Raw genomic sequence first — 16,146 nt, forward strand, 5'->3', positions numbered from 1 at the left:
GTCCGGCCGGTCACCCTCGGTCGTTCGGCCGGACGCCTTCGCCCGCTCTCCGGTCGGCTCAGACCGGGTCGACCTCGCGCAGCAGGCCGGTGTGCACGTCGAACACGAATCCGCGCACGTCCTCGGTCGAGACCAGGAACGGCGAGGTGCGTACCCGCTGCATGGACTGGCGGACGTCCTGGTCGACATCGCGGAAGGACTCCACCGCCCAGGACGGGCGCTGGCCCACCTCCATCTCCAGCTCGTGCCGGAACTCCTCGGTCAGGCTCTCCAGGCCGCAGTTGGTGTGGTGGATGAGGACCACACCGCGGGTGCCGAGCGCGCGCTGGCTGATGGTCAGGGAGCGGATCACGTCGTCGGTGACCACGCCGCCCGCGTTGCGGATGGTGTGGCAGTCGCCGAGCGAGAGGCCGAGCGCCTCGTGCAGGTCGAGGCGGGCGTCCATGCACGCGACGACGGCGACCTTGAGCACGGGCCGGGCGTCCATGCCGGGGTCGGTGAACTCGGTGGCGTAGCGGCGGTTGGACTCGACGAGGCGGTCCGTCACGGCGGAGCCGGGGGCCGCGCCCCCGCCGCTCGCGGAGGCCTGGGCGGGAGAACCCGCGGAGGACGCTGAGGATGCGGTGGACGCGGAAGGCGCATGAGTCGACATGGCGTCGAATCTATCCGGCCGCCCCCGGCCGGGCCCGTCGCGGGACGGGACAAAGAGCGCCATTGACCGCTCCTGTGAGCTAACCCACAGGTCTCCGCCCTGCTCACCCGCACGGGTGAGCAGGGCACCGGCCGCGCCCCCGCGCACCACCCCGGGCGGCACGGTCCGGGCACAGCCCGCGCACAGCTCCCGCCACGCGCGGGCCAGTTGATTGACCGCAAGACAGTGTGGACTAAAGTGACGCGAAGCGGCAGGCGAGAGGGTTTCCTGCGGCTCGGACGCCCCCTGGAGGCCCCGTTCACCGGGGCTCATCCGCGTGCGCGGCACGTACACGTACGGCCCGGCCTCCACCCCTCCCGTCCGGCCGGCGCCGTTTCCCGGCGCGGGCGGTGCGTTCCCCTTCCGTACGGGGGCGCCCTCCGGCGAGCGGCCGGGGGAGGGCGGGACCGGACCGCGCGTGCGCCGCCCGGGAGCGCGGCAGAAGCAGAGGGCGAGGACGCCGAGCGGCCCCCGGGGCGCGGCGCCAGACGGGAGGGCCGATGCGCGAGGACGAGGTGCTCCCGGACGCCCCGGGCGAGGGGCGGGCACCGCAGGGGGAGCAGGCACGGCACGTACCCGTGATGCTCCGGCGCTGCCTGGACATGCTGGCCCCGGCCCTCGGCGGCACCTCGGGGGAGCCCCCCGTGGTGGTCGACTGCACGCTCGGGCTCGGCGGCCACAGCGAGGCGCTCCTGACGGCCTTCCCCGAGGCCCGCCTGGTCGCCCTGGACCGCGACAAGGAGGCGCTGCGCCTGTCCGCCGAGCGGCTCGCCCCCTTCGGCGAGCGGGCCACCCTGGTGCACGCGGTCTACGACGAACTCCCCGACGTACTCGACCGGCTCGGCCTGCGCGCGGTGCAGGGCGTCCTCTTCGACCTCGGCGTCTCCTCGATGCAACTCGACGAGGCGGACCGCGGTTTCGCCTACGCCCAGGACGCCCCGCTGGACATGCGCATGGACCAGAGCACGGGCATCAGCGCCGCCGAGGTCCTCAACACCTACCCGCCCGGTGAACTCGTGCGGATCCTGCGGGCGTACGGCGAGGAGAAGCAGGCCAAGCGGATCGTCTCGATGGTCGTACGGGAGCGGGAGAAGGAGCCCTTCGAGAACAGCGCCCGGCTGGTCTCCCTCATCCGCGACGCCCTGCCGCAGGCCGCCAAGCGCACCGGCGGCAACCCGGCCAAGCGCACCTTCCAGGCCCTGCGCATCGAGGTCAACGGCGAACTCTCCGTACTGGAGCGGGCGATCCCGGCCGCGGTCGGCGCGCTCGCGGTCGGCGGGCGCATCGCGGTGCTCTCCTACCACTCCCTGGAGGACCGGCTCGTCAAGCAGGTCTTCGCCGCGGGTGCCGCCAGTACCGCGCCCCCCGGGCTCCCGGTGGTGCCCGAGCGCTACCAGCCGCGGCTCAAGTTGCTGACCCGCGGTGCCGAACTCCCCACCGAGGAAGAGGTCGCCGCCAACCGGCGGGCGGCCCCGGCACGGCTGCGAGGTGCGCAGCGCATCCGCCCCGAGGAGGGCGGGGCGGCGTGAGCGGAAGGTCCGCACGGGACGACGGGAAGGCGAGGGCGGCGGCATGAGCAGAGCACCCGAACTCAGGGGCCGGGCGGCGCGTTTCGCCGGGCTCTTCCCCACCCGGCCGAGCGGCGCCGCGCGCACCCCCTTCGTGCTCCTCGTGGTCGTCCTCCTCGGCGGCGGCCTGATCGCCCTGCTGATGCTCAACTCCTCGCTCAACGCGGGCTCCTTCGAACTCAGCGAGCTGAGGAAGGACACCACCTCGCTGACCGAGGAGCGCCAGGAACTCGAACGCGACGTGGACGGCTACTCCGCCCCCGGCGCCCTCCAGCGCCGGGCCGGCGAGCTGGGCATGGTGCCCGGCGGCGACCCGGTCTTCCTCACCCCGGACGGCGGCCTGCGCGGGGTGCCCGGCGCCGCCGAGAAGTCCGCGGCCCCGCCCGCTCCCAAGCCCCAGACCGTGCCGAGCCCGCCCGCCCCGTCTCCCGCCGCCACCTCCGCTCCGGGGCCCGCCGCCACCCCCGCCCCGGGCCGTACCGCGACCCCGAACCGCACGGCCCCGGCCCCGAGCCGTACGGCGGAACCCGCCCCGGCCGCCCCACCCCGCGGCCGTCCGGGGGCCGCAGACTCCACCGCCCCCCAGCCCGCACCCTCGACCACCGGCAGGTGACGCCGTGACCGACAGGCAACCCCCGCGGCGCCGGGTACCGGGCCCGGCCCGGCCCGAGCGCTCCGGCGGCAGGCAGGGCGGGCGCCCCCGCCCGCCGCAGCAGAGCTCCCGGCAGCCGCGCGGCGGACGGCAGCCCGCGCCGCCGCGCACCATCCGGCTCGGCCGCCCCCGGCCCCGGCTGCGCATGGTCGGCCTCGGACTGACCCTGGTCATGCTGGTCTTCGTGGTGCGGCTGCTCCAGGTGCAGGCGGTGGACGGCCCCGCCTACGCGGCCAAGGCCGAGAAGGACCGCTACCTCACGCACACGCTCGCCGCCGAACGCGGCCGGATCACCGACCGCAACGGCGTCTCCCTCGCGCTCAGCGACGACGCGTACGACATCACCGCCGACCCCTCGATGTTCACGCCGGAGTTCACCGAGACCCAGGACGCCCCGGAGCAGGCCGCCGGATTCCTCGGGCCGATCCTCGGCCAGGAGACCGAGGCGCTCGCGAAGAAGCTGCGCACCAAGGGGCGTTACGTGGTCCTCGCCCGCCGCCAGGAGCCCTCGGTCTGGAAGCAGATCAAGGACCTGCGCTCCACCCTCACCGAGCGGGCCCAGCGGGACGGCACCGTCAACGTCCTCTCCGGCGTCTTCCAGGAGGCCAGCAGCAAGCGCGTCTACCCGGCCGGCGACCTCGGCGCGGGGATGCTCGGCTGGGTCAACGCCGAGGGCAAGGGCGGCGGCGGACTCGAACAGCAGCTGCAGAAGGAGCTCGCGGGCAAGAAGGGCAAGGTCACCTACGCCCAGTCCGGCGGCCGCCGGGTGCCCACCGCGGGCGGCACCGAGAAGCCGCCGGTGCCCGGTTCCGAGGTCGAGCTGACCATCGACCGGGACATCCAGTGGGCCGCGCAGGAGGCGATCAGCAAGCAGGTCGCCACGTCCAAGGCGGACCGCGGCTACGTCATCGTCCAGGACACCCGGACCGGCGAGATCCTCGCGATGGCCAACGCCCCCGGCTTCGACCCCAACGACCTCTCCTCCGCGAAGGGCGGCTCGCTCGGCAACGCCGCCGTCCAGGACGCCTACGAGCCGGGCTCCACCGCCAAGGTCATGTCGATGGCGGCCGTACTGGAGGAGAAGGCGGCCACCCCCGGCACCCATGTCACGGTGCCCAACCGGCTGCACCGCGGCGACCGGCTCTTCCAGGACGACATCGACCACCCGACCTGGCACCTCACCCTCAACGGGGTGCTCGCCAAGTCCAGCAACATCGGCACCATCCTCGCCACCGGCCAGCTGGGCACCACGCAGCCCAAGGCCAACGAGGTGCTCCACTCCTATCTGCGCAAGTTCGGCATCGGCGCCCCGACCGGCCTCGAATTCCCGGGCGAGACCCCGGGCATCCTCGCCCGCCCCGGCGACTGGTCCACCTCGCAGCAGTACACGATCCCCTTCGGCCAGGGCTTCTCCATCAACGCCATGCAGGCGGCCTCGGTCTACTCGACCATCGCCAACGGCGGCACCCGGATCGAGCCCAGCCTGGTGCGCGGCAGCCGCGGCGCCGACGGCCGGTTCACCCCGGTCGCCAAGCCCGGCACGACCCGGGTCATCAGCGCGAAGACCGCGGGCACCCTGGCGAAGATGCTGGAGTCGGTGGTCGACGACGAGGAGGGCACCGGCGTCAAGGCCCGTATCCCCGGCTACCGGGTCGCGGGCAAGACCGGCACCGCCAACCGCGTCGACCCCGAGACCGGCCGCTACCGCGGCTACACCTCCTCCTTCGCCGGGTTCGCGCCCGCCGACAAACCCCGGGTCACCGTCTACTGCGCCATCCAGAACGCCACCAAGGGCGGCTACTTCGGCGGCCAGATCTGCGGGCCGATCTACAAGAAGGTCATGGAATTCGCCCTCAAGACGCTCCAGGTACCGCCGACCGGCGCCGAGCCGGCCCGGCTGCCCGTAGCCTTCACACCCTGAAAGAACGACCGGGAATCGCCTGTGACGACGAACGACCTCCACCCTCGCGGCAGCCAGGAGACGATTGCTCCGCCGCGCCCATCACTTCGCTCCGGCGGGGGCGGGGCCGGTACGGTTACCGCCGTGCCACACGCCGACCAGTCCCAGAACACCGCCGGGACCGCCGAGAACACCGCCCCTGTGACCTACCCGGGGCCGCCTCGTCCGGACCGTACCGAGCCCACCGCGCTCAGCGCGCTCGCCGCCCAGCTGGGCATCGAGTCCCCCGCCGAGGCCGAGGTCACGGGCATCACCCACGACTCCCGTGCGGTGCGCCCCGGTGACATCTACGCCGCCCTGCCGGGGGCCCGCTTCCACGGGGCGGACTTCGCCCCGCAGGCCGCGCAGCTGGGCGCCGCCGCCGTCCTCACCGACCCGGCGGGTGCCGAGCGGGCCGCCGCGACCGGGCTGCCGGTGCTCGTCGTCGACAGCCCCCGGGCCCAGATGGGCGAGCTGGCGGCGACGGTGTACGGCCACCCCGGGCGCGCCCTGCTGCAGCTCGGGATCACCGGCACCTCCGGCAAGACCACCACCGCCTACCTCGTGCAGGGCGGACTCGACGAGGCGGCCGGCGGCGTCCCCGGACTCATCGGCACCGTCGAGATGCGCATCGGCGAGGAGCGCATCAAGTCCGAGCGCACCACCCCCGAGGCCACCGACCTGCAGGCCCTCTTCGCGGTGATGCGCGAGCGCGGGGTCGAGGCGGTCGCCATGGAGGTCTCCAGCCACGCCCTGGTCCTCGGCCGGGTGGACGCCTGCGTCTTCGACGTCGCGGTCTTCACCAACCTCAGCCCGGAGCACATGGAGTTCCACTCCGGCATGGAGGACTACTTCCAGGCCAAGGCGCAGCTGTTCACCCCGCTGCGCAGCAGGCAGGGCGTGGTCAACTTCGACGACGAGTACGGCAGGCGCCTGGTCAAGGAGGCCTCGGTGCCGATCACCACGTACTCCGCGGAGGGCCACCCGGACGCCGACTGGCACGCCGAGGACGTCGAAGTCGGGCCGCTGGGCTCGACGTTCACCGTGGTCGGCCCGAAGGGCGAGCGCATCGCCGCGCGCGCCCCGCTGCCGGGCCCCTTCAACGTCTCCAACACCCTCGCCGCGATCGTCACGCTCGCGGTCGCCGGGCTCGACCCGCAGCGCGCCGCCGCCGGGGTGGGCGCGGTGCCGGGCGTGCCGGGCCGCCTGGAGCGCGTGGACGCGGGCCAGGACTACCTCGCGGTCGTCGACTACGCGCACAAGACGGACGCGGTCGAGTCGGTGCTGCGCGCCCTGCGCAAGGTGACCGAGGGCCGGATCCACATCGTGCTCGGCTGCGGCGGCGACCGCGACAAGACCAAGCGCGGGCCGATGGGCGCGGCGGCCGCGCGGCTCGCCGACACCGCGATCCTCACCGCGGACAACCCCCGCTCGGAGGACCCGCTCGCCATCCTCGCCACCATGATCGCGGGCGCCGCCGAGGTGCCCACCCACGAGCGGGGCGACGTCGCCGTCTTCGAGGACCGGGCCGCCGCCATCGCGGCCGCAGTCGCCCGCGCGGAGCCCGGGGACACCGTGCTGGTCGCGGGCAAGGGACACGAGCAGGGCCAGGACATCGCCGGGGTGATCCGCCCCTTCGACGACCGCCAGGTGCTCCGCGAAGCCATCGACAAGACCCAGGGATGAACTCTTGATCGCCCTCTCCCTCGCCGAGATCGCCAGAGCCGTCGGCGGGCAGATCCACGACATACCGGATCCGGCCGTCGAAGTCACCGGACCGGTGGTGAAGGACTCCCGTGAGGTGGAGCCCGGTTCGCTCTTCGCCGCCTTCGCGGGCGCCCGCAGCGACGGACACGACTACGCCGCCGAGGTGGTCGCCAAGGGGGCCGTGGCGGTCCTCGCCGCCCGCCCCGTCGGCGTGCCCGCGATCGTGGTCGAGGACGTGCAGAGCGCCCTCGGCGCCCTCGCACGCACGGTCGTGCAGCGGCTCGGCGCCACCCTGGTCGCCGTCACCGGCTCCGCGGGCAAGACCAGCACCAAGGACCTGATCGCCCAGGTGCTCACCCGCAAGGCGCCCACCGTGTGGACGCCGGGCTCCTTCAACAACGAGATCGGCCTGCCGCTCACCGCGCTCAGCGCCACGGAGGGGACGCGCTATCTCGTACTGGAGATGGGAGCGCGCGGAATCGGCCATATCCGCTACCTCGCCGGGCTCACCCCGCCGCGGATCGGTGTCGTCCTGAACGTCGGCAGCGCCCACATCGGGGAGTTCGGCGGCCGGGCGCAGATCGCCGAGGCCAAGGGCGAACTCGTCGAGTCGCTGCCCGCCGAGGGCGCCGCGATCCTCAACGCCGACGATCCGCTGGTCCGCGCGATGGCCTCCCGCACCAAGGCGCGGGTGCTGCTCTTCGGGGAGGCGGGCGAAGCCGACGTACGAGCCGAAAACGTGCGGCTGACCGCCGACGGGCGGCCGTCCTTCGCCCTCCACACACCCTCCGGGTGCAGCGAAGTGACCTTGCGCCTGTACGGTGAGCACCACGTGTCGAACGCGCTCGCCGCGGCCGCCGTCGCCCATGAACTGGGCATGTCCGCGGAAGAGATCGCCCTCGCGCTGTGCGCGGCGGGCTCCCTCTCTCGCTGGCGTATGGAGGTCACCGAGCGCCCGGACGGCGTGACCGTGGTCAACGACGCCTACAACGCGAACCCCGAGTCCATGCGAGCGGCGCTGCGCGCGCTCGCGGCGATGGGCGAGGCCTCACGGGCCGAGGGGGGCCGTACGTGGGCGGTGCTCGGGCAGATGGCCGAGCTCGGGGACGAGGCTCTCGCCGAACACGACGCGGTCGGGCGGCTCGCCGTCCGGCTGAACGTGGGCAAGCTCGTGGCTGTCGGGGGCAGGGAAGCCGCCTGGCTGCGGATGGGCGCATACAACGAGGGTTCGTGGGGTGAGGAGTCGGTGCACGTGTCCGACGCACAGGCGGCGATCGATCTACTGCGCAGCGAGCTGCGGCCGGGGGACGTCGTACTCGTGAAGGCATCCAGGTCGGTCGGCCTGGAGCGGGTGGCCGAGGGGCTGCTCGAAGGCTTCGCCGCGTCTTCCGAGGGGCAGGTCGCCGGCCGATGAGGCAGATCCTCTTCGCGGGTGTGATCGGGCTCTTCCTGACCCTGGTCGGCACCCCGCTGCTGATCAAGTTCCTGGCCCGCAAGGGATACGGGCAGTTCATCCGGGACGACGGCCCGCGCGAGCACCACAGCAAGCGCGGCACCCCGACCATGGGTGGTATCGCCTTCATCCTGGCGACCCTCATCGCCTACGCGCTCGCGAAGGTGATCACCGGCGAGGACCCGACCTTCTCCGGTGTCCTGGTGCTCTTCCTGATGGCGGGCATGGGCCTGGTCGGCTTCCTCGACGACTACATCAAGATCGTCAAGCAGCGCTCGCTCGGCCTGCGGGCCAAGGCGAAGATGGCCGGTCAGCTGATGGTCGGCATCGCCTTCGCGGTGCTGTCCCTGCAGTTCGCCGACAGCCAGAACAACACCCCCGCCTCCACGAAGCTCTCCTTCGTCACGGACTTCGGCTGGTCCATCGGCCCGGTCATCTTCGTGGTCTGGGCGCTGTTCATGATCCTCGCGATGTCGAACGGGGTGAACCTCACCGACGGCCTCGACGGCCTCGCCACCGGCGCCTCGGTGATGGTCTTCGGCGCCTACACCTTCATCGGGATCTGGCAGTACCAGGAGTCCTGCGTCAACGCCGCGACCCTGACCAACCCGGCCGCCTGCTTCGAGGTCCGCGACCCGCTGGACCTCGCGGTGGTCGCCTCCGCCCTGATGGGCGCCTGCTTCGGCTTCCTGTGGTGGAACACCTCGCCCGCGAAGATCTTCATGGGCGACACCGGCTCGCTCGCCCTCGGCGGCGCCCTCGCCGGCCTCGCGATCTGCTCCCGTACGGAGCTCCTGCTCGCGCTCCTCGGCGGCCTGTTCGTCCTCATCACCATGTCCGTGGTGATCCAGGTCGGCTCCTTCCGGATGACCGGCAAGCGCGTCTTCCGGATGGCGCCGCTCCAGCACCACTTCGAACTCAAGGGCTGGTCCGAGGTCCTGGTCGTGGTCCGCTTCTGGATCATCCAGGGCATGTGCGTGATCGTCGGCCTCGGCCTCTTCTACGCAGGGTGGGCAGCCGAGAAGTGACCTTCGAGGGACAGCACATCACCGTCGCCGGTCTCGGCGTGAGCGGCATCAGCGCCGCCCGCGCCCTGGCCGGCTTCGGCGCGAAGGTGACCGTGGTGGACGGCGGCGACAGCGAGACCCACCGGGCGCGCGCCGCCGAACTGCGGGCCGAGGGCGTCGCGGTACGCCTCGCCGACGCCGAGACCCTGCCCGAGGGCACCTCGCTGGTGGTGACCTCGCCGGGCTGGAAGCCGTCCGGCCCGCTCTTCGCGGCGGCGGCCGCGGCGGGCGTGGACGTGGTCGGCGACGTGGAGATCGCCTGGCGGCTGCGCGGCCCCGGCGCCCCGCCCTGGCTCGCGGTCACCGGCACCAACGGCAAGACCACCACGACCCGGATGCTCGCCTCGATCCTGGAGGCCGCGGGGCTGCGCACGGCCGCGGTCGGCAATATCGGCACCCCGATCATCGACGTGGTCCTCGACGCGGAGCGGCACGGCACCCTCGACGTGCTCGCCGTCGAACTCTCCAGCTACCAGCTGCACTGGGCACCGAGCCTCGCCGTCCACTCCGGCGCCGTCCTCAACCTCGCCCCCGACCACCTCGACTGGCACGGCTCGATGGAGGCGTACGCGGCCGACAAGGGCCGGGTCTACGAGGGCAATCAGGTCGCCTGCGTGTACAACGCCGCCGACAAGGCCACCGAGGACCTGGTCCGCGAGGCGGAGGTGGCCGAGGGCTGCCGCGCCATCGGCTTCACCCTCGGCGCCCCGGCTCCCTCCCAACTCGGCGTGGTGGACGGCCTCCTGGTCGACCGCGCCTTCGTCGAGAACCGCAAGCAGCAGGCCCAGGAGCTGGCCGAGGTCACCGACGTCCGGCCGAGCGTCCCGCACAACATCGCCAACGCCCTCGCCGCGGCGGCCCTCGCCCGCGCCTTCGGCGTCGAACCCGCCGCCGTACGCGAGGGGCTGCGGGCCTTCCGCCCCGACGCCCACCGCATCGAACACGTCGCGGACGTGGCCGGGGTCGCCTACGTCGACGACTCCAAGGCCACCAACACCCATGCCGCCGAGGCCTCCCTCGGCTCGTATCCGCATGTGGTGTGGATCGCGGGCGGCCTCGCCAAGGGCGCCACCTTCGACGAGTTGGTCAAGGGCGCGGCCGGGCGGCTGCGCGGGGTGGTCCTGATCGGCGCCGACCGCGCGCTGATCCGCGAAGCACTGGCGCGACACGCGCCCGACGTCCCGGTGACCGACCTCGAACGGACCGACACTGGAGCGATGTCGGCGGCGGTCCAGGAGGCGGCACGCCTCGCGCGGCCGGGCGATACGGTGCTGATGGCACCGGCCTGTGCCTCGATGGACATGTTCACCAACTACAACAAGCGCGGTGAGGCGTTCGCGGCAGCGGTCCGCGAACTGCCCGCCGCCAGCGCCTGACCGGGCCGCCCTGGCCCGGCGGCGCCGGGCACCTCGGAGGGGAACGTGACATCTTCGTGGCTGGGCCCCGACTCCCGGGCGGGGGACGGGGCGGCGCTGCGCAGCGGCGGCCGCGCCCCGGCCCGCCCGGTGCGCGGATCCGGTGGACGCCGGGTCCCTGCGGGCCGTCCGCGCCCCCCGCGTGAGCCCCTGGCGCTGCGGCTGTATCTGCGCTTCCGGCGGGCCTGGGACCGGCCGTTGACGGCGTATTACCTGATCTTCGGCAGTGCGCTGCTCATCACCGTGCTCGGCCTGGTGATGGTGTACTCCGCCTCGATGATCAAGGCGCTCCAGCTCTCGCTGCCCGGCGCCTACTTCTTCAAGAAGCAGTTCGTGGCGGCGGTCCTCGGCAGCATCCTGATGTACGCCGCCGCCCGGATGCCGGTGAAACTGCACCGCGCCCTCGCCTATCCCATCCTCGCAGGATCGGTTTTTCTGATGATCCTGGTGCAGGTTCCGGGGATAGGGGTCGCGGTCAACGGCAACCAGAACTGGATCTCGCTCGGCGGCCCCTTCCAGCTCCAGCCCAGCGAGTTCGGCAAGCTGGCCCTGGTCCTGTGGGGCGCCGACCTGCTCGCCCGCAAGAGCGACAAGCGCCTGCTGACCCAGTGGAAGCACATGCTGGTGCCGCTGGTCCCGGTCACCTTCATGCTGCTCGGCATCATCATGCTCGGCGGCGACATGGGCACCGCCATCATCCTCAGCTCCATCCTCTTCGGGCTGCTCTGGCTCGCCGGGGCACCGACCAGGCTGTTCGCCGGAGTTCTCGGGGTCGCCCTGCTCATCGGCGCGATCCTCATCAAGACCAGCCCCAACCGGATGGGCCGCCTCGGCTGCCTCTTCGCCACCGACCCGGGCCCCAACGACCAGTGCTGGCAGGCGGTGCACGGCACCTACGCGCTCGCCTCCGGCGGCTTCTTCGGCTCCGGCCTCGGCGCGAGCGTGGAGAAATGGGGCCAACTCCCCGAAGCCCACACGGACTTCATCTTTGCCATCACCGGGGAGGAACTGGGCCTGGCCGGGACGCTGTCCGTACTCGTGCTCTTCGCCGCTCTAGGCTATGCGGGTATCCGCGTGGCCGGACGCACGGAGGAACCCTTCGTGAGGTACGCCGCGGGCGGTGTGACCACCTGGATCACGGCCCAGGCCGTGATCAACATCGGTGCGGTGCTCGGTCTGTTGCCGATCGCCGGGGTTCCGCTCCCGCTGTTCTCCTACGGGGGCTCGGCCCTGCTGCCGACCATGTTCGCCATCGGGCTCCTCATCGCCTTCGCGCGCGAGGAACCTGCTGCGCGGGCGGCGCTCGCACTGCGCCAGAGCACGGGCCCCAGGCTGCTTGGGCACTGGGGGGCCGTCTTTGGTAGAAAGCGGGCTGCGGCAAAGGGCGCTCCGGGGGACCGGGAGCCCGCCAGATGGAAGACGATGAGACGGCGCGCACGGGCGCGTTCGTCCGGAGAGCGGTGAATTTCGGTGCATGTCGTACTCGCCGGTGGGGGGACCGCCGGTCACATCGAGCCCGCGCTCGCCCTCGCGGACGCCCTGCGCAGGCAGGACCCCAGCACGGGCATCACCGCCCTGGGCACCGAACGCGGCCTCGAAACCCGCCTGGTGCCCGAACGCGGCTATGAACTCGCCCTGATCCCGGCGGTTCCGCTGCCGCGCAAGCCCACCCCGGAACTCATCACCGTGCCGGGCCGGCTGCGCGGCACCATCAAGGCCGCCGAGCAGATCCTCGAACGCACCCGCGCCGACGCCGTGGTGGGCTTCGGCGGCTATGTCGCCCTGCCCGGCTACCTCGCGGCCAAGCGCCTCGGGGTGCCCATCGTGATCCATGAGGCCAACGCCCGCCCCGGCCTCGCCAACAAGATCGGCTCGCGCTACGCGGCCCAGGTCGCCGTCTCCACCCCCGACAGCAAGCTGCGCGGCGCCCGCTACATCGGCATCCCGCTGCGCCGCACCATCGCCACCCTCGACCGCGCCGCGGCCCGCCCCGAGGCCCGCGCCCTGTTCGGCCTCGACCCGCAGCTGCCGACCCTGCTCGTCTCCGGCGGCTCCCAGGGCGCCCGGCGGCTCAACGAGGTCGTCCAGCAGGTCGCCCCGGTCCTCCAGCGCTCCGGCATCCAGATCCTGCACGCGGTCGGCCCGAAGAACGAACTGCCGCACGTGGACAACATGCCGGGAATGCCGCCCTATGTACCGGTACCGTACGTGGACCGGATGGACCTCGCGTACGCCGCGGCCGACATGATGCTCTGCCGTGCGGGCGCGATGACCGTCGCCGAACTCTCCGCCGTCGGGCTCCCCGCCGCCTACGTCCCGCTGCCCATCGGCAACGGCGAACAGCGGCTCAACGCCCAGCCGGTGGTCAAGGCGGGCGGCGGACTCCTGGTCGACGACGCCGAACTCACCCCCCAGTGGGTGCAGGGCAACGTCCTCCCGGTCCTCGCCGACCCGCACCGGCTGTACGAGATGTCCCGTGCCGCCTCGGAGTTCGGCCGCCGGGACGCCGACGAACTCCTCGTCGGCATGGTGTACGAGGCGATCAGGTCGCGGCAGAGCGCGTGACCTAGGAACACGGCCGCGCCCCCGCGCGCGGCAGAAGGCAGGGGAGCGTGGCCGGACCCACCACCGCCGAACGCGGTGCCGCCGAACAGGAGCAGACGGGGTCCGGCCCGCCCCGGTCCACCCGGCGGCGCCTGCTGCTCCTGCTGCTCCTGCTGACCGTGCTCCTCGCGGGATTCACCACCTGGGCGCTGTACGGCTCCAGTTGGCTGCGCGCCGAGGACTCGCGGGTGAGCGGCACCCGCGTACTGAGCCAGGAGCAGGTGCGCGAGGCGGCGGCCCTCCCCATGGGCAGCCCGATGGCCTCCGTCGACACGGAGGCCATCGAGGCGCGGCTGCGCGAGAGGCTCCCGCGCCTCGACTCGGTGGAGGTGAGCCGCTCCTGGCCGCACACCCTCACCGTCGAGGTCACCGAGCGCACCGCGGTCCTCCTCGTCCGAAAGGACGGCCGCTACACCGAAGTCGACGCCGGCGGAGTCCGCTTCGCCGAGCGGGAGCGGGCCCCGAAGGGCGTGCCCGTACTGGAATTGGCGACCGCCGACTCCCCGAGCCTGCGCCGATTCCCCGCCTCCCGGCTGGTACGCGAGGCCGTGCGCATCGCCGGGCACATCCCGGGCGCGGTCGCCCGTGAGACCCGTCTGCTGAAGGCGAGTTCGTACGACGCCTTCTCGCTGGAGTTGAGCAAGGGCCGCACGGTGCGGTGGGGAAGCAGTGAGAACAGCGCGGCCAAGGCACGTACGCTCACGGCCCTTCTGAAAGCCGCACCGAAGGCGGACCACTTCGATGTGAGTGTTCCCACCGCCCCTGCCTCATCGCGGAGTTGACGCACGTCCTCGCAGGCCAGCACCCTGGTTGAGCAGCGCAACGGCTGATCACATAGGGTGAAAAGAAAAGAGGGAGGTTCGGCGTGTTCGTTGAACGCGCGCCGCTCGTCGACTTAGTGTCCTGCTCGGAACAGTCAATGAAGTCCAGCAAGAGACACACTGGTAACCCTAAACTTCAGCGTTAGGGTTCGGGTCGGCGTTCGAACCGTCCCATTCGGCATCAGTCGCCGCTCGCAGGACCGCGAAGCAGCGACACGTAACTCGAGGCGAGAGGCCTTCGACGTGGCAGCACCGCAGAACTACCTCGCAGTCATCAAAGTCATCGGTGTCGGCGGCGGTGGTGTCAATGCCATCAACCGGATGATCGAGGTCGGTCTCAAAGGCGTCGAGTTCATCGCCATCAACACTGATGCGCAAGCCCTGTTGATGAGCGACGCCGACGTCAAGCTCGACGTCGGCCGGGAACTCACCCGCGGACTCGGCGCCGGGGCCAACCCCGCCGTCGGCCGCAAGGCCGCCGAGGACCACCGCGAGGAGATCGAGGAGGTCCTCAAGGGGGCCGACATGGTCTTCGTCACTGCCGGAGAAGGCGGCGGCACCGGCACCGGCGGCGCACCCGTCGTGGCCAACATCGCCCGTTCGCTGGGCGCCCTGACGATCGGCGTGGTCACCCGCCCGTTCACCTTCGAGGGCCGCCGCCGGGCGAACCAGGCGGAGGACGGCATCGCCGAACTCCGCGACGAGGTCGACACCCTCATCGTGATCCCCAACGACCGGCTCCTGTCCATCTCGGACCGCCAGGTCAGCGTCCTCGACGCCTTCAAGTCCGCGGACCAGGTCCTGCTCTCCGGTGTCCAGGGCATCACCGACCTCATCACCACCCCCGGCCTGATCAACCTCGACTTCGCCGACGTCAAGTCCGTGATGTCGGAGGCGGGTTCGGCCCTGATGGGCATCGGCTCGGCCCGGGGCGACGACCGCGCGGTGGCAGCCGCCGAGATGGCGATCTCCTCGCCGCTCCTGGAGGCCTCCATCGACGGCGCCCGCGGGGTGCTGCTCTCCATCTCCGGCGGCAGCGACCTCGGCCTCTTCGAGATCAACGAGGCCGCCCAGCTGGTGAGCGAGGCCGCCCACCCCGAGGCCAACATCATCTTCGGCGCGGTCATCGACGACGCCCTCGGCGACGAGGTACGGGTCACCGTCATCGCCGCCGGCTTCGACGGCGGTCAGCCGCCCTCCAAGCGGGACGGCGTCCTCGGCTCGGCCTCGGCCAAGCGCGAGGAGTCCGCGGCCCCCTCCCGCCCGGCGGAGACCCGCCCGGCCTTCGGCGGCCTCGGCAGCGTCACCCCGCGTGAGGAGTCCAAGCCGCTCACCCCGGAGCCCGCCGCCGAGCCCGCGAGCCCCGCCCCGGCGAGCGAGTCCCCGGCACCCGCCTCCACCACGGGTTCCTCGGGCACCCCGCAGGTGCCCCCGGCCCGCTACCAGGACAGCGCGGCCGAGGAACTGGACGTGCCGGACTTCCTGAAGTGATAACCGCACACACGGAGACGCCGAGTGGCGCCCACTTCGCCTTCACCGACCGGTGGGGCGGGGTGAGCGCCACTCCGTACGCTCAGCTCAACCTCGGCGGCGCGGTCGGTGACGACCCCGCCGCCGTCGGCGGCAACCGGGAGCGCGCCGCCGCCGCGCTCGGCCTGGACCCCGCGCGGGTGGTGTGGATGCGGCAGGTGCACGGCGACACCGCGGTGGTGGTCGACCGGCCCTGGGCCGCGGACCAGGAGATCCCCGAGGCGGACGCGGTGGTCACCGCCCGCCGCGGCCTCGCCCTCGCGGTGCTCACCGCCGACTGCACCCCCGTACTGCTCGCCGATCCGGTGGCCGGGGTCGTCGCGGCGGCCCACGCCGGGCGGCCGGGCATGGTCAAGGGAATCGTTCCGGCGGCGGTCGCGGCGATGGTCTCGCTCGGCGCCGAACCCGCGCGGATCACCGCCCGTACCGGACCCGCCGTCTGCGGACGCTGCTACGAGGTGCCGGAGCGGATGCGGGCCGAGGTCGCCGCGGTGGAGCCGGCCGCCCGCGCCGAGACCAGCTGGGGGACCCCCGCGGTCGACGTCACGGCCGGTGTGCACGCGCAGTTGGAACGGCTCGGGGTGCGCGACCGGCAGCGGTCGGCAGTCTGCACCCTGGAGTCGGACGATCATTTCTCGTACCGCAAAGAGGGCACCACGGGCCGTCTCGCGGGCTATGTGTGGCTGGACTGAGGTGGGG

Annotated in this window: 13 protein-coding genes; 12 read left to right on the forward strand and 1 reads right to left on the reverse strand. The window is 72.5% G+C overall.

What is annotated here, in order from left to right; all coding sequences use genetic code 11:
- Positions 1-58: 58 nt before the first annotated feature.
- Positions 59-715 (reverse strand): beta-class carbonic anhydrase, encoded by a 657-nt coding sequence (locus tag MID12_RS25940; protein WP_078845243.1) that lies wholly within the window; start codon positions 713-715, stop codon positions 59-61.
- Positions 716-1,191: 476 nt separating this feature from the next.
- Here MID12_RS25940 and rsmH point away from each other — a divergent pair, with 476 nt between their 5' ends.
- From rsmH to pgeF, 12 genes are all read left to right on the forward strand, one after another.
- Entirely contained in the window at positions 1,192-2,220 is a 1,029-nt protein-coding gene (gene rsmH, locus MID12_RS25945; RefSeq protein ID WP_263171031.1) for a 16S rRNA (cytosine(1402)-N(4))-methyltransferase RsmH, read from the forward strand.
- Positions 2,221-2,263: 43 nt separating this feature from the next.
- Positions 2,264-2,872, forward strand: coding sequence for a hypothetical protein (locus MID12_RS25950; RefSeq protein WP_040254380.1), 609 nt, complete (start codon positions 2,264-2,266; stop codon positions 2,870-2,872).
- Positions 2,873-2,876: 4 nt separating this feature from the next.
- The gene (locus MID12_RS25955) at positions 2,877-4,832 is read left to right on the forward strand and encodes a peptidoglycan D,D-transpeptidase FtsI family protein (RefSeq protein ID WP_263171037.1); all 1,956 of its coding nucleotides are present in this window, start codon (positions 2,877-2,879) and stop codon (positions 4,830-4,832) included.
- 63 nt (positions 4,833-4,895) lie between these two features.
- On the forward strand, positions 4,896-6,536 hold the full coding sequence (locus tag MID12_RS25960) for a UDP-N-acetylmuramoyl-L-alanyl-D-glutamate--2,6-diaminopimelate ligase (protein WP_263173467.1): 1,641 nt from the start codon (positions 4,896-4,898) through the stop codon (positions 6,534-6,536).
- Between the two features lie 4 nt (positions 6,537-6,540).
- Positions 6,541-7,971: a UDP-N-acetylmuramoyl-tripeptide--D-alanyl-D-alanine ligase gene (locus MID12_RS25965; RefSeq protein ID WP_040254384.1), complete on the forward strand. Its 1,431-nt coding sequence runs from the start codon at positions 6,541-6,543 to the stop codon at positions 7,969-7,971.
- Entirely contained in the window at positions 7,968-9,038 is a 1,071-nt protein-coding gene (gene mraY, locus MID12_RS25970) for a phospho-N-acetylmuramoyl-pentapeptide-transferase (protein ID WP_040254386.1), read from the forward strand. Before MID12_RS25965 ends, mraY begins: the two co-directional genes overlap by 4 nt.
- Positions 9,035-10,453 (forward strand): UDP-N-acetylmuramoyl-L-alanine--D-glutamate ligase, encoded by a 1,419-nt coding sequence (gene murD / locus MID12_RS25975; RefSeq protein WP_263171041.1) that lies wholly within the window; start codon positions 9,035-9,037, stop codon positions 10,451-10,453. The genes mraY and murD overlap by 4 nt, the downstream gene beginning before the upstream one ends.
- A gap of 129 nt (positions 10,454-10,582) precedes the next feature.
- Positions 10,583-11,956, forward strand: coding sequence for a putative lipid II flippase FtsW (gene ftsW, locus MID12_RS25980; RefSeq protein WP_040258348.1), 1,374 nt, complete (start codon positions 10,583-10,585; stop codon positions 11,954-11,956).
- A 6-nt stretch (positions 11,957-11,962) separates the two neighbouring features.
- Positions 11,963-13,057 (forward strand): undecaprenyldiphospho-muramoylpentapeptide beta-N-acetylglucosaminyltransferase, encoded by a 1,095-nt coding sequence (gene murG / locus MID12_RS25985; RefSeq protein WP_040254390.1) that lies wholly within the window; start codon positions 11,963-11,965, stop codon positions 13,055-13,057.
- 47 nt (positions 13,058-13,104) lie between these two features.
- Positions 13,105-13,878 carry a cell division protein FtsQ/DivIB gene (locus MID12_RS25990; protein ID WP_263171045.1) on the forward strand — a complete coding sequence of 258 codons (774 nt, stop codon included), beginning with the start codon at positions 13,105-13,107 and terminating at the stop codon, positions 13,876-13,878.
- Positions 13,879-14,160: 282 nt separating this feature from the next.
- Entirely contained in the window at positions 14,161-15,408 is a 1,248-nt protein-coding gene (gene ftsZ, locus MID12_RS25995) for a cell division protein FtsZ (RefSeq protein WP_040254394.1), read from the forward strand.
- On the forward strand, positions 15,408-16,139 hold the full coding sequence (pgeF, locus tag MID12_RS26000) for a peptidoglycan editing factor PgeF (protein ID WP_397914909.1): 732 nt from the start codon (positions 15,408-15,410) through the stop codon (positions 16,137-16,139). The genes ftsZ and pgeF overlap by 1 nt, the downstream gene beginning before the upstream one ends.
- The last annotated feature ends 7 nt before the right edge of the window (positions 16,140-16,146 follow it).

It is taken from the genome of Streptomyces sp. SCSIO ZS0520 (genome assembly GCF_025643355.1).
Classification (GTDB): domain Bacteria; phylum Actinomycetota; class Actinomycetes; order Streptomycetales; family Streptomycetaceae; genus Streptomyces; species Streptomyces physcomitrii.